Here is a 24,771-nt window from a genome sequence, read left to right as displayed (position 1 = left end):
CTGCAAGAAATATAAGCCGAGTATAACAAATAATTATACTTTCTTATGTTTAAGAAAAACTTCTCAATCTCGAGCTTTATCATGGGCTGTACGGGACAAGGAAGTTTTTCTTGCGTTTCCATACATATAACTAAACAAAAAGCACCCTAAGCGAAAGCAGGTGCTTTTTTTAATGCCTCTTTCCCGGTTTATCTAAGGCGATCCCGTCCCGGGTGGAGGTTTTGTTATGCCGGGACAAGCTGTCAGCTTTTGTGAAACGTGTTTAAAATGGCCTTCACAAAACCTCCTAAAAACTTCGGCAGCTTGAACGTATAAAATTTCATGTCTCACCCTCCCCATCATTCTCATGCCTTCTAGTTATTTTATGCACCAAGCCCATCGATGTGAACATAAACAAAAAAGGCTACATGAGAACCCAGCTCATGTAACCATATTTATGCGGCAGTTCACCGCCCTATGCATCCTACTATAAGACTTATAACGCAGACTGTGCACTCTTTCGAATCTCTGCAATTGCCGAAGAGCGATCTGTCTTACCATACACGGCACTTCCCGCTACAAGAACATCTGCACCTGCTTTGGCAACGAGTGGCGCCGTCTCTGCTGTAATGCCGCCATCTACTTCAATATGAATATTTGGATTTGGACCATTAGCAATCCACTCTCTCAGTTGCTCAATTTTTTGCACGGTACGCTCAATAAAAGCTTGTCCACCGAACCCAGGGTTAACTGTCATTACGAGTACCAAGTCTAGATCAGGAAGCACTTCTTGAAGGACGTGTGCCGGAGTACCCGGATTAATAGCAACTCCAGCTTTCACGCCATGCTCCTTGATCAGATGAATGACACGATGAAGGTGTGGGCATGTTTCAGCATGAACGGTTATGTAATCCGCTCCTGCCTTCGCAAAATCGGCAATATAACGCTCTGGCGCTTCAATCATCAAATGAACATCCAGCGGCAGCGTTGTATGTGGTCTAATAGCCTGTACGATTGGAGGTCCAAGTGTAATGTTAGGAACAAAATGTCCATCCATTACGTCCACGTGAATCCAGTCAGCTCCTCCCGATTGTACTTCTGCAATTTCTTCACCCAGTTTGGCAAAATCAGCCGAAAGTATCGATGGTGCAATCTTAATCATAACGTTAGTACCTCCGCTTCTTGTCTTTCATTTCTGTAAAAAATTCCACGTAGTGTTCATAACGACTAGGAGCAATCAGCCCCTCATCCTTAGCTTCAATAACACGGCATCCAGGTTCATGGGTGTGACTGCAACCTCTGAACCTGCAATTTTCGGCAAAAGGCACGAACTCTCTAAAACTGCTCGACAATTCCTCTACACCTAGTTCTTGAAAGTCCAATTGGCTGAATCCTGGTGTATCGGCAACAAATCCACCGTTATCCAGTTCAATCAGTTCGACATGTCTGGTCGTATGACGCCCCCGCCCCAGTCGCATACTGATCTCACTAGTCTCAAGAGACAGTCCCGGCATCAATGCATTCAAGAGCGATGACTTACCTACACCCGATTGACCGGAGAACACACTGATTGTACCCGCGAGACGCTTCTTGACGACCTCAGTCCCCATTCCATGCAAAGAACTCGTAACTATGACCTCATAACCTATGCCTTCATATAGCTTTCTCGCACGCTCAGCGGAATCATCCGATTCGTCAGCAAGATCCTGTTTCGTTAAACAGATCAAAGCCTTTAATCCTGCGTGTTCCACGTGTACGAGGAATTTATCGAGCAGCAACAAGCTAAGATCAGGTTCTTTTATGGAGAATAAGAGAACGGCTAAATGAACGTTAGCGACTGGCGGACGTATTAATTGGGAAGACCGTGGAAGAATCTCATCCACGGTCCCCTCCCCGTTCTCCGTCAAAGAGTATATGACGCGATCTCCCACAAGTGGAGATTCACCTCTTTTTTTAAATATACCGCGGGCTCTGCATTGAACCGATGGGTCCTCTCCGGATACAACATTGCCTTCTCGCAGTGGTTTGACATAGTAATATCCGCTTAGTGCCTTAACAATCAGTCCTTCAAGCATATGCAGGCCTCACTTTCGATCGTTTAATAGTAAAATCCTTACCTGTTCCATCCTGCGGCTTCAATCTCACCCTCAAGATTTTTCGATTTATTACCATTCCCGTTACCTTTGCCATTACCATTGTTACCTCGATTCCCGCCTTGATTTATCGAAGCAGAATCGTTATTCTGATCATTCTCTTCACTCTGTTCCTCATCTTCATCCTGACCTTCGGATTGACCTTCAGGTTGGCCTTCTTCCTCACCATTATCGGTAGAAGGATCTGTGGTAACAGGAACTTCCGGTTGTTGTGGTGGTTCAATCTCCGGGATAGGTACCGTACCGTTCTTCGCGTCGGAATAGAATATGGAGTACGTATCAAGTGATTTACCATCCCTGAAAATCTGAACAGAGCCGTTCTTTTCCGGAGCCAGAAGAAGCTCAACCGGAATAATCTCAGTCGTACTAATTGTACGGCTCTCTCCTTCTTGGTTGTCTCCTAGCGCATCAGAGTATACGATACGAATCTGGCTCTTCTCTCCTTCTCGGACAGGAGCCACCGGAACTTTAAAAGTATAATTAATAGCCTCAGACGGGTAACCCGAACTAATCGTTATGTTCTGTTGGGTTCCCGGCGTAGCAGGCGAGTTAGGATTCCAAGGCCATTGCTTGATAACCTTTCCTTTTTCCACAGTAAAGCTTGATGCTTCATCTACCGTGCCGACCTCAAGACCAAGCTTCTTGATCTCATTCTCCGCTTCGCTTCGGGTCATACCAGTCAAGTCGCTCATCGTAACCGATTCCTTACCCTTACTAACAACCAATTTAACGACTGTTACATCCGGATCAAATTCCGTATCATGATCAGGCGATTGAGATATAATCTCTCCTGCCGGTACACTATCACTATGCTCCTCAGTCGTATTGATTCGATCATCACTAACCTTCTGATCTTTCAACAGTTTAAGCGCCACATCAAGCGTTTCTCCAGTCAGATCCGGCATTAGACTTAATGGCTTAGCGTCTCCAACCGATAACTGAATTACAGAACCCTCCTTGACGACGCTCCCTTCTTTCTTGCTCTGATCATAAACTGTACCTGCATCTATACCCGGCTTGTATACTCTGATCACTTCATTATCTACAACCAGCCCAAGCGCCTCAAGTTCACGAACCGCTTCTTCTTCAGTATGGTTGATTACACTTGGAACAGTCACATCAGGTACAACAAATAAATTATTAACATAAATAACTACACCTGCAAGGATACCCAGAAAAAGAACGACTAAACCAACGATAAGCGCAGGCTTCTTCCATTTCTTCTTCCCGCCCGCTCCCTTGGCAATTTCCTCATCCAGCTCGTCTTCTTCCGGATCGTGTTTAGGAGGAGCGTATGTGTGTTCACCCGACTGCATCGTTTTGATCGCAGGCATCACTCTTGTCTGATCCTCATCCTCTTCAAAATCCAGCTTTGGCTCATTGCGCCGGCTAGGCAGCAGACAAGTTTCTAAATCTTGCATCATTTCTTCTGCAGACTGATAACGTTCCTGTGGATTTTTACGCATCGATTTCAGAATCACATTCTCTACGCTTTGAGGAATGAGCGGATTTACTTCCCGCGGTTCATCAAATTCCTCTTGGAGATGTTTAAGGGCCACACTAATCGGGCTTTCTCCAAGAAACGGAAGACGTGCCGTCAGCATTTGATACAGCACGATACCAAGAGAATATAAATCTGACTTTTCACCCGTAGCCACACCTTTGGCATGCTCCGGAGAAAAGTAATGGACAGAACCTACAACGGATCCCGTCTGGGTAATCGTCGTAGACGTTACTGCTCTTGCGATACCAAAATCCGTTACCTTCACTCGGCCATTGCGTCCAATTAAGATGTTATGTGGCTTGATATCACGGTGAATGATCTGATTATGATGTGCATGATCAAGGGCATCACAAATTTGCGAAGCGATCCGAACTGCTTCATCAACCTGAAGTGGTGCTCTCTCTTTTATGATTTCGTTGAGGTTATTACCCTCGATATATTCCATGACAATATAATGAATTTCATCCTCTTGGCCAACATCATATATACTGACCACATTCGGATGTGACAAAGACGCCGCTGATTGTGCCTCACGCCTAAATCGGCGGATAAATTCCTCGTCGTGCACAAACTGTTGCCGCAGCACTTTGATCGCTACGTTTCGGTTTAGTAAAATATCCTGTGCCTTATAGACCAGCGCCATTCCACCGCCGCCGATTCGCTCTATGATCTTGTAACGACCAGCCAATTCATGTCCGATCATGAATTCCACCCCTTTTTACTTTGCCCAGCATCTTCTTCTTCTTGGTGTTCTATCAGGGCGACAGTGATATTATCGTCGCCTCCGGCGAGAAGTGCTAGTTGAAGCAGGCGGTCTGCTTTTTCCTCCAAAGGTAGTTCAAGTGAGCCGACAATTTGTCCTATCCGATCTCTTCTAACCGGATTACTTAGCCCATCACTGCACAATAGCAGCACCTCTCCCGCCTCAATGGATACAGGACTGAGTTCAACAGATACATCTATATCTGTTCCAAGCGCCCGTATAAGCACATTTTTACGTGGATGAGACTCTAACTCTTCCTCCGTAATTTGACCGCTTTTGAACAATTCATTGACCAATGTGTGATCATCTGTCAGCCGGATTACTTGTCCTGCTGATACTTTATAAGCTCGGCTATCACCGATATGCCCAATACAGCCTTCATGACCACGGAGTAGTACAGCTACAATGGTCGTTCCCATGTTGTGCAGCCGCTCATCAGCGGAAGCCTCCTGGTAAATCACTTCATTAGCATGTAGGATGGCATCACTAAGCACAGCTCGAATAGCATCCATAGACATATCAGGTTCCAGGGAAGCTAAGTCTTCAGACACGGTTGAAACCGCGAGTCTGCTGGCGGTATCACCTGCAAGGTGACCGCCCATACCGTCGGCTACAATACCGAGTGTATAACCATGCTCCATTTGACGGATTAAGACAGAGTCCTCATTTATCTGTCGAACTCGTCCGACATGGCTGACATGAACAGTATTGATCAAATTATTCTCACCCCAACTCCATATGCTTGGCCCGGAGCTGACCGCAAGCGGCAGCGATGTCGTGGCCCTGTTCACGGCGGATCGTTACATTAACGCCTTTTTCCGCCAACGTGCGTTGAAATTTGAAAATATCATTACGCGACGTACGGACATATTTTCGTTCCGGTACGTGGTTAACAGGGATCAGGTTAACATAGCAGTTCATATCTTTAATAACGTCAGCAAGCTCTGCTGCATGCTCAGCCTGGTCGTTAACACCGCCAATCAAGGCATATTCAAACGTAATGCGGCGCCCTGTTTTAGCTTGATAATATCTAAGAGCTTCGATGACATCATCAAACGGATAACGCCGGTTGACAGGCATCAGTTTGGAACGAAGTGTGTCGTTAGGCGCATGGATTGAAATCGCCAGATTGATTTGAGTATTTTCATCTGCAAACTTATAAATGTTAGGCACAATACCACTTGTCGACACAGTGATATGGCGCTGACCGATGTTCAAACCTTTCTCATGAATCATCGTCCGCAAGAACTTCATCGTTGCATCGTAATTCTCAAACGGTTCCCCGGAGCCCATAATAACAATGCTGCTGACGCGTTCGCCTTTTTTATCAAGGATTTTCTGCGCCTGTACAACTTGAGCTACGATCTCGCCAGATGTCAGATTCCGTTTCAGCCCGCCGAGCGTTGACGCACAGAACGTACAACCGATTCGGCAGCCCACCTGAGTCGTCACGCAAATGCTGTTACCGTAGTTATGCTTCATAATAACCGTCTCGATCGCATGGTCATCATGCAGACCAAACAAAAACTTGACTGTTCCATCCTTGGATTCAAACTTAGTGATTTCAGTCAAAGTTACGAAACTGAACTGATCCTCCAGCTTTTGGCGCAAATCCTTAGGCAGATTGGTCATCTCCTCAAAAGAGTTTACGCGTTTAACGTACAGCCAATCAAATATTTGGGAACCGCGAAATGCAGGTTCTCCATTCTCCTGAGCCCATGCTTGAAGCTCTTCTAGGGAAAAATCGTATATAAAAGGGTTCATCTCACCACACCTGTCTTTTTCATTCATATGCATCTGTTTTCTCATTCTTCCTATTCTAACATAAATAAAAGTGACGGTAAAAGAGAAAACCCGCCGGCACGGCGGGCCATTCCTATTGTTGTACACGTACGACCATCTTATGAGAGTCTACGAAGTCTCGCAATATAGAATCCGTCACTGTGAAAATGTTGGGGCAGAATCTGAACGCCTCCACCTTTCGAAAGTGCACTCTTTAATACCCGGTTCATACTGCCGGCATCATCATGCACAACTTCAAAATTAGGATTCTCAGCCAAAAAGGCGGATACCGTCCCTTCATTTTCTCCAGGCTCAACCGTACATGTGCTATATACGAGTACCCCTCCCGGGCGCACTAGACTTGACACCGATTGAAGTAATTCTCGCTGCAGCAAGATAATCTCCCCGATATCTTCCGGCGTCTTCACCCATTTCAGATCAGGTTTGCGCCGGATTACTCCTAGACCGGAGCAAGGTGCATCTAGCAATATCCGGTCAAAAGAAGCTGGCTCATAAGCTTTCGCCAGATCGAGAGCATTGCCGGTGACCGTTTTAATACTATCCAGTCCAAGACGCTCTGCTTGCTGCGCAATAAGCTTCTGTTTATGGGAGTGCAGATCGTTAGCGATGATAGAACCTTCATCCTTCATAATCTCACCCATATGAGCCGTCTTGCCGCCTGGTGCTGCGCAGCAGTCCAGAACGCGCATGCCTGGCTTTGGATCAACAACCTCTGCCACGAGCATTGAGCTTTCATCCTGGATCGAGATCATCCCGTCTCTATACCATTCAGTAAGAGCCATATTACCACCGCTCTTTACAATGATCCCATAGGAGCTCAGCTCCGAAGGAACTGCCTCGAATCCGTTCGCCTTCATCTCTTCAAGCATCGCTTCTCGGCTAATCATCGTCGTATTAACCCGGACGCTCACAGCAGGCGGTTCATTATTGGCTTTACAGATAGCTTCAGCCGTATCTTCTCCATACTGCTTGATCCACCGCTCTACAAGCCACTTCGGATGGGAGTGACGTAGAGAAATTCGGTCTGCTGGAGGCAGGTTGTCCGGAATGACAAGATCTTCCTTTTGCCGGAGTATATTCCGCAGCACGCCATTAACCATCCCAGATATTCCTTGATGACCACGCCGCTTGGCCAGATTCACAGCCTCACTGACGACAGCATGTTCCGGAATCCGATCCAAATATACGATCTGGTACAAGCTCAAGCGAAGCAGCGCTCTAACCCAAGGCTGCAGCTTGGCTGTACCTTTTTTGACAAAGCGATCCAGGAAGTAATCCAGTGTATTCAGCCGTGATATCGTTCCGTATACAAGCTCAGTTGCAAGCCCGGCATCGCCTTTTTCAAGTGAAGCCTTCTGGAGAGCCGTATTTAAGAGTAGATTGCTGTAAGCACCTTCTTGCTCTACCTGTGTAAGAACATTCATAGCGAGTTCTCTGGCTGTCAACTGCCGTCCTTTGGGCGTACTATTTCCTCGTCCGCTCACGCTAGCACCGTCCCGGCTGTCATGCTTGTCCCACGGACAAACTGTGAAGCATCCATAGCCTTTTTACCGCTTGGCTGAACGGTTAGTAACGTTAATGATCCGTCACCGGTCTTCACCACGACTCCCGTCTCCGTCAGTTCAAGCACCGTTCCTGGAGCCGCTTGGCTGGAAGCAGAGCCTGTATTCGCCGGATTAGCAGCAGACCATACTTTAAACACTTCACCATTCCAAAGTGTAAATCCACCAGAGAACGGAACGAGACCGCGGATCTGGTTGTAGATTTCCTGCGACGTACGTCTCCAATCGATCTTCTCGTCTTCACGAGTCAAATTCGGAGCATAAGTCGACTCTTCATCGTTCTGTGGTTCCGCTTGTACTTTACCTTCAGTTAAACGGGGAAGCTGCTCCTTTAACAGAGCAGCTCCGGCGATACTAAGCTTTTCAAACATCGTTCCAGCGGTATCATCATCCTGAATTGGAACTTCGACGCGAGCAATCATATCGCCTGTATCAAGCCCTTCTGCCATATACATCAGCGTAATGCCAGTAACCTTCTCACCGTTGATAATAGAACGCTGAATTGGAGCTCCTCCCCGGTACTTAGGGAGAAGTGAACCATGTACATTGAGACAGCCGAGAGGCGGCATATCAAGGACGGATTTCGGCAAAATCTGTCCATATGCAGCCGTTACAATCATATCTGGTTTATATTTCGACAACTCCTCCACCGCTTCTGGTTTCCGCAGCCGCTCAGGCTGTAGCACAGGAATGCCGTGACGAAGAGCCGCTTCTTTTACAGGAGTGGGTGTAAGCACCTTTTTACGTCCTTGGGGACGGTCCGGCTGTGTTACGACAGCAACAATGTTATAGCCTTCAGCTACTAGCATGTCGAGACTTGGCACAGCGAACGCAGGGGTACCCATGAATACGATGTTCATCGATTCTCCAGCTCCCTCCGTGGAGGCATGTTCGGATCAAATTCATACACCCGTTCAGCAATGTCTGTAAATAGTACTCCGTTCAGATGATCGATCTCATGCTGAAACGCACGAGCGAGCAGTCCTGTCGCCGTCACAATCAGTTCGTTTCCTTCACGATCGAGTCCCTTTACCTTCACCTGTTCAGCGCGGCGCACATCACCATTCCAACCGGGGATGCTCAGGCAACCTTCAGGTCCAAACTGCTCGCCTTCACTCTCCAGAATTTCTGGATTTATCATCTTGATCAGCCCGTGCTCATCACCTGCATCAACGACGATAAGCCGCTTCAAAATCCCTACTTGTGGTGCAGCCAGACCAACACCGTCCGCATCGTACATCGTATCCGCCATATCATCCAGCAACTTCTGAACATTTGGCGTAATTTTTGTAACTTCCTTCGCTACTTTGTGTAGCACCTCATCCGGTTCTTTAACGATAATGCGTATTGCCATTATGACACCTTCCTCACGCTTTTCATTCAATATATGCAGTATTACATTAACATTTGCGGGTCCACGTCAATGCTGATTTGCAGCGACGTGTCACGCACTGAATCCTGTAATTCCTCGGCAACCTGCCGAACAAGCGACACAGCATCCATCGTTCCCCGCCATTTTATCATACATTGGAATCTGTATCTATTTTTTAGCCTTGGAATCGGGGATGCGACAGGTCCAAGTATATCTAAAGCATCTGCAGAAAAACGGTCCAAACTGCCGAACCACCCTCTGCGATCCGCCCTTCCTTTTAGTTCTGACGCATAATTTTCCGAAACCCGCACAAGCAGCGGCAGCTGCTCATGCGATAATGTGACCAGAATAAGTCTGCAATATGGTGGATAGTGCAGCGCTTTGCGATGTTTAAGCTCATCCTTCACAAACGTCAAATAGTCGTGTCCGCTGGCGTGAATGATGGAATAATGTTCCGGTGTATAAGATTGAATTACAACCTCTCCCGGCAGCTGATGACGGCCTGCTCGACCAGCAACCTGCGTCAGAAGCTGGAACGTCTTCTCCGCCGCTCTGAAATCTGGCAGGTTCAAAGCCGAATCGGCAGTAATTACGCCGACAAGAGTCACATCGGGGAAATCAAGACCTTTGGCAACCATCTGGGTGCCAAGCAGGACATCCGCCTTCTTATCCCTGAATTGCTTCAGCAACTTTTCATGCGAGCCCTTCTCAGTCGTTGTATCCACATCCATCCGGATGACCCTTATTCCCGGGAATAGCTTAGCTAGCTCTTCCTCCACTCGCTGGGTACCCGTTCCAAAAAATCGAATATGTTCGCTTCCGCATTCCGGACATACCTCTGGAGACTGCTCCGCGTAACCGCAGTAATGACAGCGAAGATTGTTGGACTTTTGATGATACGTCAGGGAAATATCGCATTCCGGACAACCTGCCACATAACCACAACTCCGGCACATCACAAAGGTGGAGTGACCACGGCGGTTTAAGAGCAGTACTGTCTGTTCTCCCCGCTCTAAACGGGTTGAAATCGCCTCATGCAGAGGACGACTAAACATCGACCGGTTGCCATCCTTCAACTCCTCACGCATATCAACAACCTCTACCTCCGGCAGACGGTTTCCGAGCGCACGTGTCGGCATCTCCAGCAGCTCAGGAGCAAATCCTTCCTGAGATTGTGATCTGGCTGCATGATAACTCTCCAGGGATGGAGTAGCTGAACCCAAAATGACAACGGCTCCCGTCTCCGCAGCGCGGCGAGTCGCCACATCTCTGGCATGATACTTCGGCGTTTCTTCCTGTTTATAGGACGTCTCATGCTCCTCGTCCATAATAATCAACCCAAGACGATCAAATGGCGCGAAAACAGCGGAACGAGCTCCGACAACAACCGATGCCCGGCCTTCATGAATCTTTCTCCATTCGTCATAGCGTTCACCTGCCGAAAGTCGGCTGTGCATCACAGCAACCAGATCACCGAAACGCCCTTTAAACCGTTCTACCATTTGCGGTGTAAGCGAGATTTCGGGAACCAAGACAATCGACTGTCTATCTTGCTCAAGACATCGCTGGATGGTTTGAAGATAAATTTCCGTCTTACCACTTCCGGTAACCCCATGCAATAAGAACACACCGTGCTGGCGTTCATCCAGCTTCTGTACAATTCTGTTATAAACATGCTGCTGCTCTTGCGTGAGAACGAGCGGAACCGTCGGTTTAAAATCCCGGCCTTTATACGGATCACGGAACACTTCCATATCCTCAACGCGAATATATCCTTTATCCGCAAGCGCCTTGACCGTTCCGGCCGTTACGCCGAGCGTAGACAGCACTTCTTTCATTGCTATAGGAAGGAATGATTCCATGTCGATCAAATATTCGAGAACTTCTCGTTGACGCTGAGCCTTGGCCGGAAACGAAGCCAACGCTTCCTTCGCCTCTGAAACGTCTACAGCCAATTCTACGGCTTTCAGCGTCTTCTTCTGCATCTTGTCCTTAATTTGCTGATATTCACGAAGCAGTCCTCGTGATAATAATGCTTTGACGAGGTCTGCATCCTCGGGAAACGCCCTATTCACTTGATCCAGTGTAACTTCCCCACGCTGTTTAACAAATGCCAGTATCGCTTGTTCCTTATCATTCTCAGAAGGAAAAACAAACAGACTGTCATCCGGCTTATCATTCTCTTCGGGGTTCCCAAGCGTAATGTATCGTTCCGCTTTGCCTTTCAGCGCAGTAGGAAGCATGGACTGAAGCACTGTAATTTGACGACATGCATAGCGCTCCTTCATCCATTCACTAAGCTGTATAAGTTCAGGCGACAACGGAGGAGCGAAATCAAGGACTTCCTGAATCGGCTTCATTTTGGCATAATCCATTTCAGGACGTGGATGAAGAGACACAACAAAGCCCTGAAGCGTCCGGTGTCCGAAAGGAACCCCGACTCTGCTCCCAACCTCTACCCAAGGTCGCAATCGTTCAGGAATCAGATAATCAAACGGCCGGTCTGTATCCTTGGACGGTACGTCCACAATGACTCTGGCCATCTCCACCTACGATTCCCCCTTTGTCATCCGCTCAGCTGCCAAGACGAGCAGGCGCCGAGCCACATCCTCCTTGGACATGAGCGGAAGATGAAGAGCAAGCCCTTCCGAATCAAATACATGCACGCTGTTTGTATCCGTTCCAAATCCCACGCCGGATTTTGTTACATCATTCGCTACAACAAGGTCACAGTTTTTACGGCGAAGCTTGTCCATTGCATACTGCTCTACCGAATCTGTCTCCGCAGCAAAACCGATCAGAAATTGGGACTGCTTGCGCTTGCCCATCGTCTCTAAAATATCTGTCGTCTTGACCAGCTCAAGGGTCATCCGATCTCCCTGCTTCTTCAGCTTAGAAGAAGCTTTATTCAAAGGCGTGTAATCGGCTACCGCAGCGGCTTTAACGATCAGATCACTGTCATCGAACTCGCGCATCACAGCATCATACATATCCTGCGCTGACTCCACCCGTTCCGCTTTCACACCCTCAGGCAGAGAAACATCGGTATGTGCGGCGATCAAATGAACGTCCGCCCCCATTTCCTTAGCTACCTTGGCTATTGCAAATCCCATTTTACCGGAGGAATCATTCGTGATGTAGCGTACAGGATCAATTCGTTCAATCGTACCGCCTGCCGTTACGACTACCTTCTTACCTTCTAACAGACCTGGCGTCTTCGCTTCTTCAGATACCGCCTGGTCCATCTCCTGCTGTTTGAAAAAACGTTCCACCACTTCAACAATGGTCTCCGGCTCCTCCATTCGTCCCTTGCCGACATAGCCGCAAGCGAGAAGACCCTCCCCAGGTTCGATCATCGACACCCCACGAGACACAAGTGTCTCCATATTAGCGACCACAGCAGGATGAGTATACATGTGAACATTCATCGCTGGACATATCATGACAGGTGCCGTTGTTGCAAGCAGCGTTGTCGTAAGCATATCATCAGCAAGTCCATGGGCCATTTTCCCGATGACGTTTGCAGTAGCCGGAGCCACCAGCACCAGGTCAGCCAGATCTGCCAGATGAATGTGAGATACGACAGACGGGTCACGTTCATCAAAAGTATCACTGTATACCGGATTTTTAGTAAGCGACTGCAGTGTTAGCTCAGTAATAAACTGCTTGGCCGAGTCTGTCATAATCACATGCACATCGGCCCCCTTCTGGACGAGTCTGCTGCATAGCGTAGCGGCTTTGTACGCCGCGATGCCACCCGTGACTCCAAGCACAATAACTTTACCGTTTAACATGACTGCTCCCCCCGCTTTCTGTAATAAAACAACAAAGAAGCAAAGCTTCGATGGGCAAAGCCGCTTCTTCCCTGTATTTCAAGTATAAATATAACCTTATACTTTTTTTATATTTTCAAAAAAATAACAACCTTTCGGTTGTCACATTTTGTGAAGCCATTTATGAAGATGTCTGTCAAAAATTTTACTCTTCGCCTTTTTCCACACGAAGGTAGTCACCGTAAATTTCTTCAAGAGCAACGCCCACTGGTTTATGGGATTTCGGGTTCTTGAGTTCGGAAACTTCTCCTTCACGCAGTTGACGTGCACGGCGGGAAGCCGCAACAACGAGTGAATACTTACTGTCTACTTTGTTCATCATTTCATCAATGGATGGATATAGCATAGTTTTAAAGCACCTCATTTTCATATACTGATTATCTTACACATACACCACAAAGAGCAGTTTAAACTACTTCATAACTTTACAGTGTTCGGCAATAATAATAGATTCTATTCGTTTGCATGCGAGATTGATTTCATCATTGACTACCGCATAATCATAGTGACGGATCAATGCCATCTCATCAACCGCTACAGACATCCGATGATCTATTGTGGCCTGGCTTTCTGTGCCTCGCCCTACAATCCGATCCTTCAATTCATCCAAAGATGGAGGAGTCAGGAAAATGAAAACACCGTCAGGGAACTTTTCCTTCACTTTCAATGCACCCTGCACTTCAATTTCCAGAATGATATCCTTCCCACTTGCAATGGTTTCCTCAACAAAATCACGCGGGGTACCGTAAAAATTACCTACATACTCCGCATATTCCAATAGCTCATCGTTCTCGATCATGGACAGAAACTGTTCACGTTCCTTGAAGAAATAGTTCACACCATCCACTTCACCCATGCGTGGTTTTCTCGTTGTTGCAGAAACCGAGTATACCAGATCTGGAATTCGTGGACGAAGTGCACTACATACCGTTCCTTTTCCTACACCGGATGGACCGGACAATACAATTAATAATCCCTTTGTAGACATAATACTCCCCATCTTTATTCGTCGTTGTCATCATCTTTGCTGGATAAACGGTGAGCGACCGTCTCAGGCTGCACAGCCGACAAGATAACATGATCACTGTCGGTAATAATTACAGCTCTAGTCCGGCGACCGTAAGTGGCGTCAATCAGCATATGACGATCCCTTGCTTCTTGAATTATCCGCTTTATCGGAGCTGACTCTGGGCTCACGATAGAAATGATTCGATTGGCCGATACGATATTCCCGAAGCCGATATTAATGAGTTTGATTGCCATATTGCGATTGTTCCCCCTATACATTTGACTCTTTTGCCGAAGTAAGCCTGTTCATTCTACGTTCGCGGCTTGTTCACGAATCTTCTCCAGCTCCGCTTTCATTTCGACAACACGGTTTACCAGAGTCAGATGATTGGCTTTCGATCCAATCGTATTGACTTCCCTGTTCATTTCCTGGATTAGAAAATCCAATTTGCGTCCCACAGGACCATTTTGATGTAATAACAACTGTCTGCACTGTTCGAAGTGGCTGTGCAGACGAGTGAGTTCTTCATCAATATTGGAGCGTTCCGCAAACAAAGCAATTTCCATTCCAAATATATGTTCATCGAAAGTCAACGAGCCGTCATTCAAGACTTCCAATCGCTGACGCAGGCGTGTCCGGTACTCAGCCGTCACAGTAGGTGCCAGGTTCACCATCTCTGCTTGCAAGAGCTGAAGACGTTCAATCCGCTGCTCCATATCTTTAGCCAGATGAGATCCTTCGGTACTGCGCATTTGCATCAGTCCATCCAATGCTTTATCAAGTCCGCTGCACAGCATTTCACCCCACTGCAGGCGTTTCTCCTCATCCAGTTGCTGCCTACGACTGACCAGAACATCTGGTAGCGAAAGGATATCACGGATTGTAGGTTTCCCTTCAATACCGTAACGCTCCAATTCATCCGCGGCTTTCAAATAGGCCTTAACCATGGCATGATTAAGTACCGCCGAGACGCTCTCGCCGTCACTCTCTTTATTAATGTAAACCTCGATCCGCCCTCGTGAAGTACGGGACTGTACAGTCCTTCTTAAAGAATCCTCGAAACAAGCCCATTCGCGCGGAATGCGGAATAAAACTTCGCAATATCGGTGATTCACTGATTTCACTTCGAAGGTAACCGTATAGCCCTCAAATTTGAGGGTGGATTGACCAAATCCGGTCATACTTAATGACATCGGAATCACATCCATTACACTATTGTAATTGAAAATTATTAATGAAACAAGGGGGACAATCGGCGCCCTGATAACTCCCATACGTATTCAGTCAGCTCGGCGCTCATCTCGTAAAACATAAACGGTGTCATCAGATATATGCCGTTGAAATGCTTCGTTGCAACATCCAATAATTCCTTGCCAATTGTGACACCCATCGCTCGTCCTTCTTCACCTTCAAGGCCAGCCATTCGTTCCCTCACTTCATCGGACAACTGGATACCCGGCACCTCATTATGGAGATATTCTGCATTTCGTCCACTCGCCAAAGGCATGATTCCTATGAAAATTGGAATATCCAAATGTTTAGTAGCTTCACTCAACCGTACAATCAGTTCTGGGTCATAGACAGGCTGGGTCATAACATAGTCAGCGCCGCTGGCAATTTTCTTCTCTAAACGCTGTACCGCTTTATCAAGATGTCTTACATTTGGATTAAAAGCTGCGCCAACAACAAACTTCGCTTTCTGTTTCAGCGGTTTGCCTGAGAAAGCCACGCCTTCGTTAAGCTGTTTTATCATTCGAATAATTTCAAATGACGTTAAATCATACACGGAACTGGAACCAGGCAAATCCCCGAAACGAGCTGGATCTCCGGTAACAGCCAGTACATGGTCAATCCCGAGCGCATCAAAGCCCATCATATGGGACTGCGTCCCGATCAAATTCCGATCCCGACAAGCAATATGAATCAAAGGCCGAATTCCAGTACGGCTGTGCACAAGATGTCCAAGTGCCATATTGCTCATCCGAGTAACAGCCAGCGAATTGTCAGCAAGGGTCAGCGCGTCCACTCCAGCTCTTTTTAGCTCTTCTGCACCCTTCATGAATTTTGCGATATCCAAATCACGAGGAGGATCTAACTCTACGATGACCGTATGCCGTTCCTTTACAAGATCAACCAGAGTTGGCTCTTCACTACGTTCTACAGCTTCATTCTGTTTCAAAGTCTTGTGCAGAACAATCCGGTCTACGTCTTTTATTGAAGGTTCCGGTAGAGAAGACGGAATGTACTCACTAAGCGTTGCTGAGATCTCTGCGATATGTTCAGGCGTCGTCCCGCAGCACCCGCCGATAATCCGAGCTCCCATATCAGCAAACTTCAAGGCCATCTGTCCGAAATATTCAGGACTCGCTCCATAACGGTATTCTCCATCCACGTAATCGGCAATCCCCGCATTAGGAAAAATCGATACAGGCAGTGAAACGCTCCCTTGAAGCGTTTCCAGAGCACGCAGCATTCCATTAGGTCCAGTTCGGCAGTTAAATCCGAATACATCGGCACCTTCTTGCTGAACGATATGAAGCGCCTCCGTCATGGTATACCCATCAAGCGTCCGGGCAATATCCTCAACAGCAAATTGCGAAATAATTGGCAAATCACTTAACTTCCGGACCTGATTTAAGGCGAGAAGCATTTCTTCCACATCATAAAAGGTCTCCAATAATATTCCGTCTACATTCTCGGTAAGCAGCGCATGAAACTGTTGTTCAAAATACCTTTTCAGTTCATCGGTTGATATATTATTCCGCTTTCCGCCCCGAATAGAACCAACCGCACCTATCACATATCCATTCTTCCCAGCAGCCTCACGGGCGATTCTTACGCCTGCCCGATTAATCTCATCAACTTTGGATTCCAAACCGTATTTGGAGAGTTTATCGTAGTTAGCGGAGAAGGTATTGCTCTCAAGAACCTGAGCTCCAGCCTCTACATACTGACGATGAATATCACCAATAACCTCCGGTGAGGTCAAGTTTAGCTCCTCATAGGATATCCCTACTGGAAAACCCTTTTGATATAAGAAAGTACCCATCGCGCCATCACCGATCAGCACTTTATTTCCCCAAGCTTGCCGAAGATCCAGTCTCATCGTGCTCCCCCCGCCTGACTGTATTTTCATATTAATGTATCATAAATGCTTCCAAAAGATAAGAGACAAAAAGGCTGTTCCAGTAGTAGATTTACTTCCTTGATAAGACCGCTCGCTTGATGAAAAAATCAGTAAAATAAAGTATGGCGGTGCCAGGGAGATTATCCCTACACCGCCACTTCTGACCTTTTGTCTATAGGCAATTTGCTGTAATTGTGTATGCATGTGTAGATCTGGCGGACAGACAATCCGTTATTTAGTAGAAAACAACGTTTTATGAGGACTAAGCGGTCTCCGTTTCCGTTATTTTCTCAAAATACACCTGAATTTTTATGCATTGTAAGTAATAGCGGATTCTCTGTCCTCTTACGTTCTAAAGGTGACATTTTTACAGAAATAGCGGAACGTCAGTCCGCAAACAATAAAGCAGTACTATTGATGACTGTAGACTGTAAATTCCAAGCTAGTCTCTAACAGGCTCCTTCATATACCATTTCGGCAGGTCCAGTCATATACACATGGTTGTCGTTCTCATCCCACTCGATGAACAAGTCACCGCCTTTAAGAGAAATAAACGCAGCACGATCCGTGTTACCATTCAGCACTGAAGCCACTAAAGTTGCACATGCTCCGGTTCCACATGCCAAGGTAGGTCCTGCTCCACGCTCCCACACGCGCATATCCACATAATCGCGAGCTTTAATTGTTGCGAATTCAACGTTGATTTTTTTCGGAAACAAGGGGTGAATTTCCAGCTTTGGCCCCCACAAAGGCAAATCAAAATGAACAGCATCATCCACAAAAATAACGCAGTGAGGATTCCCCATCGATACCGCAGTAAACTTGAACTCCTGGCCGCCCACCTCGATCGGCTGGTTTAAAACCGGATTCTGATTCAGGGTTGTCGGTATACTCAAACCCTCTAGAACGGGCTCTCCCATATCAACTCTGACGCTTTTGACCTGATCCCCCTCAATCTGGAGGCTAACCTTCTGTACACCAGCTCCTAAGGTCTCAATCGTTATCTCTCGTTTATGCGTGTAGCCGTAATCATAGACATATTTAGAAACACAACGGATGGCATTTCCGCATTGCTCTGCTTCGGAACCATCTGAGTTTATGATTCGCATCCTAAAGTCAGCCTTGTCAGAAGGCAAAATATATACGAGTCCATCTGCTCCGATCCCGAAAAATCGGTTGCACCATTTTACAGCTAAATCTGCAGCGTTAACAGGTAGCTCTATCTCTCCATAGACGATAATAAAGTCATTTCCAAGGCCGTTCATTTTAGTGAATATCATAAGAAACCCCATCTCCTCTGCAGCTGTTTATGAAATCAGCATATCGCAGATAAATGGGGTTTCAAATTTACTTTATGCAGAAAGATTTGCACTTTTCGTCATCATATTACGCCGATTACGATTGCGTTTTCCTCCCCACAGGCTACCTGCCCCCATCAAGAAGGTTGGGATTCCGGCTGCTACAAGTGTAAGCGCCCATTCCCTCATTCCAAGTGGAACAGTCTTAAAGATCGGTTGCAATGCTTCAATATACATAACGCCCAGCATGAGAAGTACAGAAGATAATACGGCTAACACCAAATATTTGTTCTGAAACGGATTCCGGTGAAAAATCGATCGTGAACTTCTACAGTCAAACACATGAATCAGCTGCGCCATAACTAAGGTAGCAAAAGCGACTGATTGTGCCTTGGCCAGCTGGCCGGCCTGATCCGGAGCAGCACGCAGCGTAAGCCAGAATGCTCCCAGTGTACACAGACCAATCAGTACACCGCGGCTAATAATTTTCCATCCAAGACGTCTTGCAAAAATATTCTCCTTCGCCCCTCGAGGTTTGTGCTCCATGAGATCTTTCTCCGGTTGATCTACACCCAGCGCCATAGCAGGAAGCCCATCGGTTACGAGGTTTACCCATAAAATCTGGATCGGTACCAAGGGTAGCGGCAGCCCCATCATCATGGCAAAGAACATAGTCAGTATTTCACCGACATTAGAGGCGAGAAGGTACCTGATAAACTTACGGATATTTTCATAGATGTTTCGCCCCTCTTCGATCGCAGCAACTATGGTCGAAAAGTTATCATCACTCAACACAAGCGCGGACGCCTCTTTTGTAACATCCGTTCCCGTAATTCCCATCGCGATCCCAATATCCGACGCCTTGATCGCAGGTGCATCATTGACACCGTCTCCTGTCATCGCTACCACATGGCCTTTTCGCTGTAACGACTTTACAATTCTCAGCTTGTGCTCCGGTGAGACTCGTGCGTATACGTAAGTCTGATCAACCTTTGCATCCAGCTCCTTGTCATCCAGACGGGCCAGTTCCTGTCCAGTCATTGACTGACCATTTCGCGGCATGATGCCCAGTTGAGCCGCAATCGCTTCAGCCGTTGTACGGTGATCCCCTGTGATCATAACCGTCTTAATTCCTGCCCGGCGGCAAGTTGCAATCGCATCTCTAACTTCGCTGCGGGGTGGATCAATCATACCGGCAAGACCTACAAATATTAGCTGACATTCAGCATCTTGTTCTGTCTCAGGTTTATCATATGGGCGAAGATCACGATAAGCCATACCAAGCACTCGTAATGCCGAAGAAGCCATATATTCGTTCGCTGAAAGCACCTTTTGCCGAAGTGTACCTGTTAAAGGCACGACATTGCCTTCCCACAAAATATAGGTACAAGCATCCAACAACATATCCGGTGCACCTTTGGTACATACCAATCGACCGCCTTGGTGGCTGACTATGACAGACATCAGCTTTCGTTCTGAGTCAAACGGGAATTCTTTATCCCGCTTATAGATAGAAGCAAGTGTACTTTGCCCCAATCCCATTTTTGCAGAGAGGGTCAGAAGTGCGCCTTCTGTCGGATCTCCCTTAAGATCCCAACTGACTGAGCCCCTCTCTTCCTTATTCTTGCGTTTCAGTTTGGTTTCATCGGGCACATTCTCAACAATTTCTGCGTTGTTACACAACCCGCCAATTTGTAATAGTCTCCGAAGCGTCTGGTCGGACCGAAGCTCTACAGGTTTACCGTCCTTTAGGATTTGACCCGTCGGATCGTAACCTTGTCCAGTCACTTCCATCATCTTGCCACCAAGCCAGACGCGGGTTACCGTCATTTTATTCTGTGTCAACGTCCCCGTCTTATCTGAACAGATCACCGAAGCACAGCCGAGCGTCTCAACAGAAGGAAGCTTTCGGACGATAGCCTTACGTTTAATCATGCGCTGCACTCCTAAAGCTAGTGCAATCGTAACGATAGCTGGTAATCCTTCGGGGATAGCAGCAACAGCGAGACTGACACCTGCAAGGAACATGCCTGAAGCTGGCTGACCATGTAATATTCCCGCTACAACCACGAGAATCGTAAGTACCAGGGAAACACCGATCAGTATTTTGCCAAGCTGCTCCAAACGATGCTGAAGTGGGGTTTCTTGCGATTCAGTGTTTTGGATCAAATCTGCAATTTTACCCATTTCGGTGTCCATCCCTGTACGGATAACCACACCCTTAGCTGTGCCTCTGGTAACCATCGTGCCCATGTACCCGATATTTTTAAGGTCTCCAAGCGGCACATCCTGTTCGGATATAGACTCCGAATGCTTGTTAACAGGCAGCGATTCCCCGGTTAATGCCGATTCTTCCACACTGCAACTGCTCGTCTCCACCCAGCGAACGTCTGCAGGAATCCGGTCGCCGCTTTCCACCAAGACAATATCCCCTGGAACCAATCCTTTCGCCGTGATATGAATGACTTTACCATCCCGGAGTACTTTGGCAGTTGGCGCTGACAACTGTTTCAACGCACGGAGTGAGCGTTCTGCTCGAAACTCTTGAACAAAGCCAAGCACTGCATTAATCATGATGATGGCGATGATCGTCACGGCGTCTAAATATTCTCCAAGCAGACCGGATACCAACGTGGCACCAAGAAGCACGAGCACCATGAAGTCCTTGAATTGATTCAACAACAGCGTGAATGGAGATATTTTTTTGCCTTCGGATAGCTCATTCCAGCCGCTGGTTTTCCGCCTTTCACCTGCCGCCTCTTCCGTGAGGCCCTGCTGCGGATGCACTTGCATCACCTGTTGCAATTCATCAACATCCATCTGGTGCCATAACTTTTGTTCCATGCTTCCTTTCCCTCCCGGTTGTTTCTCCTGTTCCGGCGGATGACAGCTTTTCCACCTCTCAACGTAAATGTATTCGGACAGGTCCATAAATATCACAGCATAGCTCTTAAGTTTTTGCCTAAAGTATGGCATCATAGAGTAGAAAGCATGAAGGGTATCGCTAGCAGATAGGAGAATGAACAAATGGCATTGGACGGAATCGTAACACGAGCGATTGTGCATGAGCTAGAAGCCTGCAAAGGCGCTCGGATCAGTAAAATATATCAACCGAATGAACGTGACATTGTACTGCATATCCGCACACAAAATGGAAACGCCAAGATTTTGCTATCCGCAAATCCGACATATCCACGGGTACATCTGACGGAGGAAACCTTCGTCAATCCGACAGAAGCCCCGATGTTCTGTATGTTGATGCGCAAACATTGTGAGAGCGGAATTATTGAGGAGATCAAGCAGATTGACATGGAGCGGATCATCCATATCCGTGTCCGCCAGCGGGATGAACTGGGTGATGTCTCCTCGAAAGTGATTATCATTGAGCTGATGGGGCGTCACAGCAACATCATTTTGACCGATCCATCTACTGGCACCATTCTTGATGGAATTCATCACGTCACCCCAGCAATCAGCAGCTACCGGGTCATCATGCCGGGGTTTACCTATACCGAACCACCGCAGCAGCATAAGCTGAATCCACTGGAGACCGAGCAAGAGCAGTTCCGAGAATCCTGCCTACTCAGCCCAGAGGATCCGATCGCATGGCTCGTTGGTGCTTTTAGCGGGATAAGTCCGTTAGCGGCGCAAGAAATTGCCTACCGGGCTGGTTATAGAACACAGTCTGAGGGAGATGGCGCCGAGAAGGACTGTGGCGGGCTATGGACCGCTTTTTCCGAAGTTATGGAGCAGGTTCGAGAGAATCGTTTCACACCGATGGCCGGTGTAAATGCCAAGGGGAAATTGGTCTTCTCCGTTATTCCGCTCACGATGCTATCAGAGGACATAAAGAGTTATGACTCAACAAGCAAGTGTCTGGAAGATTATTATGGAGACAAGGCTCAGCGTGACACCGTTAAGCAAAAGGTCAGCGATCTGCTTCGTTTCTTGCAGAATGAGCGGTCTAAAAACATTAAAAAACTGGACAATCTAAACAAGGATCTGGAGGAAGCCGGGGATGCTGACCGTTACCGTATATCAGGTGAGCTACTGTTCGCATCACTGCATATGATCCAGAAAGGAGACAAACAAGTCGAACTTGTAAACTTTTACGATGAAGATCAGCGAACAGTTACCATCCCGCTAGATCCACTCTTGTCTCCATCCGATAATGCGCAACGTTATTTCAAGAAATACAACAAATATAAAAACAGCCTCGCAGTGATTGATGAACAACTTCTCAAAACCCACGAGGAGATCAGCTATATTGAAAATCTGCTGCAACAGTTGTCGCACGCCTCGATGAACGATATCGACGAAATTCGTGAAGAACTTATTCAGCAAGGCTATCTGCGTGATCGCAGCCGAAAGACACGCAAGAAGAAAAAGAACGACAAGCCGACCCTGCATATGTATACATCTTCGGAAGGAATCGAGTTGTATGTAGGCAAGAACAACCTGCAGAATGAGTATGTTACCAATCGTCTCGCTTCACCAAACGACACATGGCTTCATACGAAGGATATCCCGGGTTCGCATGTCATTATACGGAGTGACAGCTACGGGGAAGACACATTACAGGAAGCAGCACAGCTGGCCGCATATTACAGCCAGGCTAAAGAATCAAGCAGCGTACCTGTTGATTACACATTGATCCGGCATGTTCGGAAGCCAAGCGGTTCCAAGCCTGGATTCGTCATCTATGATCATCAGAAGACACTGTTTGTGACACCGGATGAACAGCTTATCAAGAGTCTTCCAAATATCGTCAAAAACCAGCGTAACTAATTAATAAAAATGGGTTTCTCATACGGTCCTTCAGACCTTTGAGAAACCCATTTTTCATAGTAGAACGCTTATCGTAGCAATCGTTGTTCCAACTGTCTTATTCCCAAACTTGCACGAATTCTCTTAATCAGTTATTTCTTCACACGCAGCCTTTAACTGCTCCAATACATGTTCAGCTATCCTGCGCCCCCCGATGTCTCCATGGAACACAGCCCCCTGCCGCTCTCCATGATAATCGGAGCCCGCTGTTATAATTAAACCGAATTCTTCCGCCAACTTCAGATAACGATGTTCCTCTTCTGTTCCATGATCCGAGTGGAACACTTCAATACCTGATAGATTCGATTGTTCAAGAATAGATCTAACAAGTTCATCATCACCATATAATCCCGGATGTGCCAGCACTGCTGTTCCACGAGCCTCCCGAATCCAATTACATGCCTCCTGCGGTGAAATACGAGGCTGTGGAGCATATGCGGGAGCTCCGTGAGCCAAATAACGATCAAATGCATCACGCATATCCGAAGCGAATCCTTTTCGAACTAAGGTGTCTGCGATATGCGGACGGCCGATGCTCTCATCCGGCTTCAAGTCACGGCCAAGACCTGAAATAACTTCTTCCATCGAAATTTCAATCCCGAGCCTACGAAGATTGGCAATGATTTTCTCATTACGTTCATTTCTTGTGTTTCTCAGATTAGTAAGACGGTCCAAGAACACTCTATCCTCTGTGTCGACATAATAACCGAGGATATGAATATCCTTTCCTCCGGCCATCGTACTGATTTCCACCCCTGGAACGACCGTTATCCCGTACCTTGCTCCTGCTTCCATTGCCTCTTGAACACCTGAAACCGTATCATGGTCGGTTATCGCAACCGCAGATAGTCCTTTTTCATAAGCTAATCGCACATTCTCAGCAGGTTCATTCATACCGTCCGATGCTTGTGTATGCGTATGTAAATCGCAACCTTTTTGCATATCAACCTTTGTTAACAGTTGACCAAGCTCCATCTCCACAGCCCCTTTCCTGATCTAATCACTATGTCTCCATTCTATCCGATTCCCCATATCCACACAAAAAAAAAGCACTCGTGCTTTCGCACAAATGCTTTACTTCCGTTTACGGCTGTTTTTAATTAGGGTCATACGCCGAGAATGGCGCAACCAAGAATAATAGGATTTCAAGTCCCGAAGTTCTATAGTCTCTGACATTCGTCCAAGAAAAGTCACAATGATCATCCGGTGAAGCGGATTGCCAATCAGATCACGCTCGTTTTCAAGCTCTGAAAACTCCGCAACCACAACAAGATCATCATCAATGAGATACACATCCTGCTCATTACGATAATATGGCATAATTCGATTCTGCTTTAAGCATTCCCACATCCAAGCCCCTATTTCATCATGCGGAGTATCATGATGCTCCACACGGTCTGTATACCGACTCTTGGCATGATTGGTTATTACAATGTCAGCTACCTTCTTGTCATTTAACGTAACGTAAAACGGTTCGTAGGTGCTCCACCGCTCAGTCCCTTTGTCGCGCATGGATAATCACTCTCCACCAAATGGGTCTT

Annotated in this window: 21 protein-coding genes; 1 reads left to right on the top strand and 20 read right to left on the bottom strand. The window is 47.0% G+C overall.

All coding sequences use genetic code 11. The annotated features are described in order from the left end of the window. Positions 1-242 precede the first annotated feature (242 nt). The 18 genes from spoVM to ACFQV5_RS22435 form a co-directional block, all read right to left on the bottom strand. The gene (gene spoVM, locus ACFQV5_RS22520; RefSeq protein ID WP_034273235.1) at positions 243-323 is read right to left on the bottom strand and encodes a stage V sporulation protein SpoVM; all 81 of its coding nucleotides are present in this window, start codon (positions 321-323) and stop codon (positions 243-245) included. Between the two features lie 152 nt (positions 324-475). After that, positions 476-1,141, bottom strand: coding sequence for a ribulose-phosphate 3-epimerase (gene rpe / locus ACFQV5_RS22515; protein WP_379250194.1), 666 nt, complete (start codon positions 1,139-1,141; stop codon positions 476-478). A gap of 4 nt (positions 1,142-1,145) precedes the next feature. Beyond that, positions 1,146-2,054 (bottom strand): ribosome small subunit-dependent GTPase A, encoded by a 909-nt coding sequence (rsgA, locus tag ACFQV5_RS22510; RefSeq protein WP_379250192.1) that lies wholly within the window; start codon positions 2,052-2,054, stop codon positions 1,146-1,148. Between the two features lie 38 nt (positions 2,055-2,092). Beyond that, positions 2,093-4,339, bottom strand: coding sequence for a Stk1 family PASTA domain-containing Ser/Thr kinase (gene pknB / locus ACFQV5_RS22505; RefSeq protein ID WP_379250190.1), 2,247 nt, complete (start codon positions 4,337-4,339; stop codon positions 2,093-2,095). Then, complete coding sequence (locus ACFQV5_RS22500; RefSeq protein WP_379251140.1) at positions 4,336-5,115, bottom strand: Stp1/IreP family PP2C-type Ser/Thr phosphatase; 780 nt, start codon at positions 5,113-5,115, stop codon at positions 4,336-4,338. Before ACFQV5_RS22500 ends, pknB begins: the two co-directional genes overlap by 4 nt. Positions 5,116-5,122: 7 nt before the next feature. Continuing rightward, entirely contained in the window at positions 5,123-6,163 is a 1,041-nt protein-coding gene (gene rlmN, locus ACFQV5_RS22495; protein ID WP_379251138.1) for a dual-specificity RNA methyltransferase RlmN, read from the bottom strand. 137 nt (positions 6,164-6,300) lie between these two features. After that, positions 6,301-7,626: a 16S rRNA (cytosine(967)-C(5))-methyltransferase RsmB gene (rsmB, locus tag ACFQV5_RS22490; protein ID WP_379251136.1), complete on the bottom strand. Its 1,326-nt coding sequence runs from the start codon at positions 7,624-7,626 to the stop codon at positions 6,301-6,303. 56 nt (positions 7,627-7,682) lie between these two features. Beyond that, entirely contained in the window at positions 7,683-8,624 is a 942-nt protein-coding gene (gene fmt, locus ACFQV5_RS22485) for a methionyl-tRNA formyltransferase (protein WP_379250188.1), read from the bottom strand. Continuing rightward, positions 8,621-9,118 carry a peptide deformylase gene (def, locus tag ACFQV5_RS22480; protein ID WP_379250186.1) on the bottom strand — a complete coding sequence of 166 codons (498 nt, stop codon included), beginning with the start codon at positions 9,116-9,118 and terminating at the stop codon, positions 8,621-8,623. Before def ends, fmt begins: the two co-directional genes overlap by 4 nt. Before the next feature lie 41 nt (positions 9,119-9,159). Next, the gene (gene priA / locus ACFQV5_RS22475) at positions 9,160-11,685 is read right to left on the bottom strand and encodes a primosomal protein N' (RefSeq protein ID WP_379250184.1); all 2,526 of its coding nucleotides are present in this window, start codon (positions 11,683-11,685) and stop codon (positions 9,160-9,162) included. Further along, positions 11,686-12,930 carry a bifunctional phosphopantothenoylcysteine decarboxylase/phosphopantothenate--cysteine ligase CoaBC gene (gene coaBC / locus ACFQV5_RS22470; protein ID WP_379250182.1) on the bottom strand — a complete coding sequence of 415 codons (1,245 nt, stop codon included), beginning with the start codon at positions 12,928-12,930 and terminating at the stop codon, positions 11,686-11,688. A gap of 184 nt (positions 12,931-13,114) precedes the next feature. Beyond that, positions 13,115-13,315: a DNA-directed RNA polymerase subunit omega gene (rpoZ, locus tag ACFQV5_RS22465; RefSeq protein ID WP_054958376.1), complete on the bottom strand. Its 201-nt coding sequence runs from the start codon at positions 13,313-13,315 to the stop codon at positions 13,115-13,117. A 66-nt stretch (positions 13,316-13,381) separates the two neighbouring features. Next, the gene (gene gmk / locus ACFQV5_RS22460) at positions 13,382-13,957 is read right to left on the bottom strand and encodes a guanylate kinase (RefSeq protein ID WP_379250180.1); all 576 of its coding nucleotides are present in this window, start codon (positions 13,955-13,957) and stop codon (positions 13,382-13,384) included. Between the two features lie 14 nt (positions 13,958-13,971). Next, a complete protein-coding gene (gene remA, locus ACFQV5_RS22455; RefSeq protein WP_006209218.1) occupies positions 13,972-14,232 on the bottom strand; it encodes an extracellular matrix/biofilm regulator RemA in 261 nt (86 codons plus the stop codon). Positions 14,233-14,283: 51 nt separating this feature from the next. Then, a complete protein-coding gene (locus ACFQV5_RS22450) occupies positions 14,284-15,171 on the bottom strand; it encodes a YicC/YloC family endoribonuclease (RefSeq protein WP_379250178.1) in 888 nt (295 codons plus the stop codon). 38 nt (positions 15,172-15,209) lie between these two features. Beyond that, positions 15,210-17,084, bottom strand: a complete 1,875-nt coding sequence (locus ACFQV5_RS22445; protein WP_379251134.1) for a bifunctional homocysteine S-methyltransferase/methylenetetrahydrofolate reductase — start codon at positions 17,082-17,084, stop codon at positions 15,210-15,212. Positions 17,085-17,554: 470 nt separating this feature from the next. After that, positions 17,555-18,385 carry a diaminopimelate epimerase gene (gene dapF / locus ACFQV5_RS22440; RefSeq protein ID WP_379250176.1) on the bottom strand — a complete coding sequence of 277 codons (831 nt, stop codon included), beginning with the start codon at positions 18,383-18,385 and terminating at the stop codon, positions 17,555-17,557. A gap of 72 nt (positions 18,386-18,457) precedes the next feature. Beyond that, positions 18,458-21,247 carry a calcium-translocating P-type ATPase, SERCA-type gene (locus ACFQV5_RS22435; protein WP_379250174.1) on the bottom strand — a complete coding sequence of 930 codons (2,790 nt, stop codon included), beginning with the start codon at positions 21,245-21,247 and terminating at the stop codon, positions 18,458-18,460. A 183-nt stretch (positions 21,248-21,430) separates the two neighbouring features. On the opposite strand from ACFQV5_RS22435, the gene ACFQV5_RS22430 reads away from it, so the two are divergent. Continuing rightward, positions 21,431-23,191 (top strand): Rqc2 family fibronectin-binding protein, encoded by a 1,761-nt coding sequence (locus tag ACFQV5_RS22430; protein WP_379250172.1) that lies wholly within the window; start codon positions 21,431-21,433, stop codon positions 23,189-23,191. A 123-nt stretch (positions 23,192-23,314) separates the two neighbouring features. On the opposite strand, the gene ACFQV5_RS22425 is transcribed toward ACFQV5_RS22430, so the two are convergent. Both ACFQV5_RS22425 and ACFQV5_RS22420 read right to left on the bottom strand, forming a co-directional pair. Beyond that, on the bottom strand, positions 23,315-24,205 hold the full coding sequence (locus ACFQV5_RS22425) for a PHP domain-containing protein (protein WP_379250170.1): 891 nt from the start codon (positions 24,203-24,205) through the stop codon (positions 23,315-23,317). Positions 24,206-24,304: 99 nt separating this feature from the next. Next, a complete protein-coding gene (locus tag ACFQV5_RS22420; RefSeq protein ID WP_379250168.1) occupies positions 24,305-24,742 on the bottom strand; it encodes a hypothetical protein in 438 nt (145 codons plus the stop codon). Positions 24,743-24,771 lie beyond the last annotated feature (29 nt).

The organism is Paenibacillus sp. GCM10028914 (assembly GCF_042666275.1).
GTDB lineage: Bacteria > Bacillota > Bacilli > Paenibacillales > Paenibacillaceae > Paenibacillus_AQ.
Note: the sequence above shows the minus strand (reverse complement) of the source record. Positions and strands in the feature narration are given on the sequence as shown.

Coding starts and splice junctions, on each gene's coding strand:
- spoVM (WP_034273235.1), bottom strand. CDS start 323: ATGAAATTTTATACGTTCAAGCTGCCGAAGTTTTTAGGAGGTTTTGTG.
- rpe (WP_379250194.1), bottom strand. CDS start 1,141: ATGATTAAGATTGCACCATCGATACTTTCGGCTGATTTTGCCAAACTG.
- rsgA (WP_379250192.1), bottom strand. CDS start 2,054: ATGCTTGAAGGACTGATTGTTAAGGCACTAAGCGGATATTACTATGTC.
- pknB (WP_379250190.1), bottom strand. CDS start 4,339: ATGATCGGACATGAATTGGCTGGTCGTTACAAGATCATAGAGCGAATC.
- rlmN (WP_379251138.1), bottom strand. CDS start 6,163: ATGAACCCTTTTATATACGATTTTTCCCTAGAAGAGCTTCAAGCATGG.
- rsmB (WP_379251136.1), bottom strand. CDS start 7,626: ATGAATGTTCTTACACAGGTAGAGCAAGAAGGTGCTTACAGCAATCTA.
- fmt (WP_379250188.1), bottom strand. CDS start 8,624: ATGAACATCGTATTCATGGGTACCCCTGCGTTCGCTGTGCCAAGTCTC.
- def (WP_379250186.1), bottom strand. CDS start 9,118: ATGGCAATACGCATTATCGTTAAAGAACCGGATGAGGTGCTACACAAA.
- coaBC (WP_379250182.1), bottom strand. CDS start 12,930: ATGTTAAACGGTAAAGTTATTGTGCTTGGAGTCACGGGTGGCATCGCG.
- rpoZ (WP_054958376.1), bottom strand. CDS start 13,315: ATGCTATATCCATCCATTGATGAAATGATGAACAAAGTAGACAGTAAG.
- gmk (WP_379250180.1), bottom strand. CDS start 13,957: ATGTCTACAAAGGGATTATTAATTGTATTGTCCGGTCCATCCGGTGTA.
- remA (WP_006209218.1), bottom strand. CDS start 14,232: ATGGCAATCAAACTCATTAATATCGGCTTCGGGAATATCGTATCGGCC.
- ACFQV5_RS22450 (WP_379250178.1), bottom strand. CDS start 15,171: ATGTCATTAAGTATGACCGGATTTGGTCAATCCACCCTCAAATTTGAG.
- ACFQV5_RS22445 (WP_379251134.1), bottom strand. CDS start 17,084: ATGAGACTGGATCTTCGGCAAGCTTGGGGAAATAAAGTGCTGATCGGT.
- dapF (WP_379250176.1), bottom strand. CDS start 18,385: ATGATATTCACTAAAATGAACGGCCTTGGAAATGACTTTATTATCGTC.
- ACFQV5_RS22435 (WP_379250174.1), bottom strand. CDS start 21,247: ATGGAACAAAAGTTATGGCACCAGATGGATGTTGATGAATTGCAACAG.
- ACFQV5_RS22430 (WP_379250172.1), top strand. CDS start 21,431: ATGGCATTGGACGGAATCGTAACACGAGCGATTGTGCATGAGCTAGAA.
- ACFQV5_RS22425 (WP_379250170.1), bottom strand. CDS start 24,205: ATGGAGCTTGGTCAACTGTTAACAAAGGTTGATATGCAAAAAGGTTGC.
- ACFQV5_RS22420 (WP_379250168.1), bottom strand. CDS start 24,742: ATGCGCGACAAAGGGACTGAGCGGTGGAGCACCTACGAACCGTTTTAC.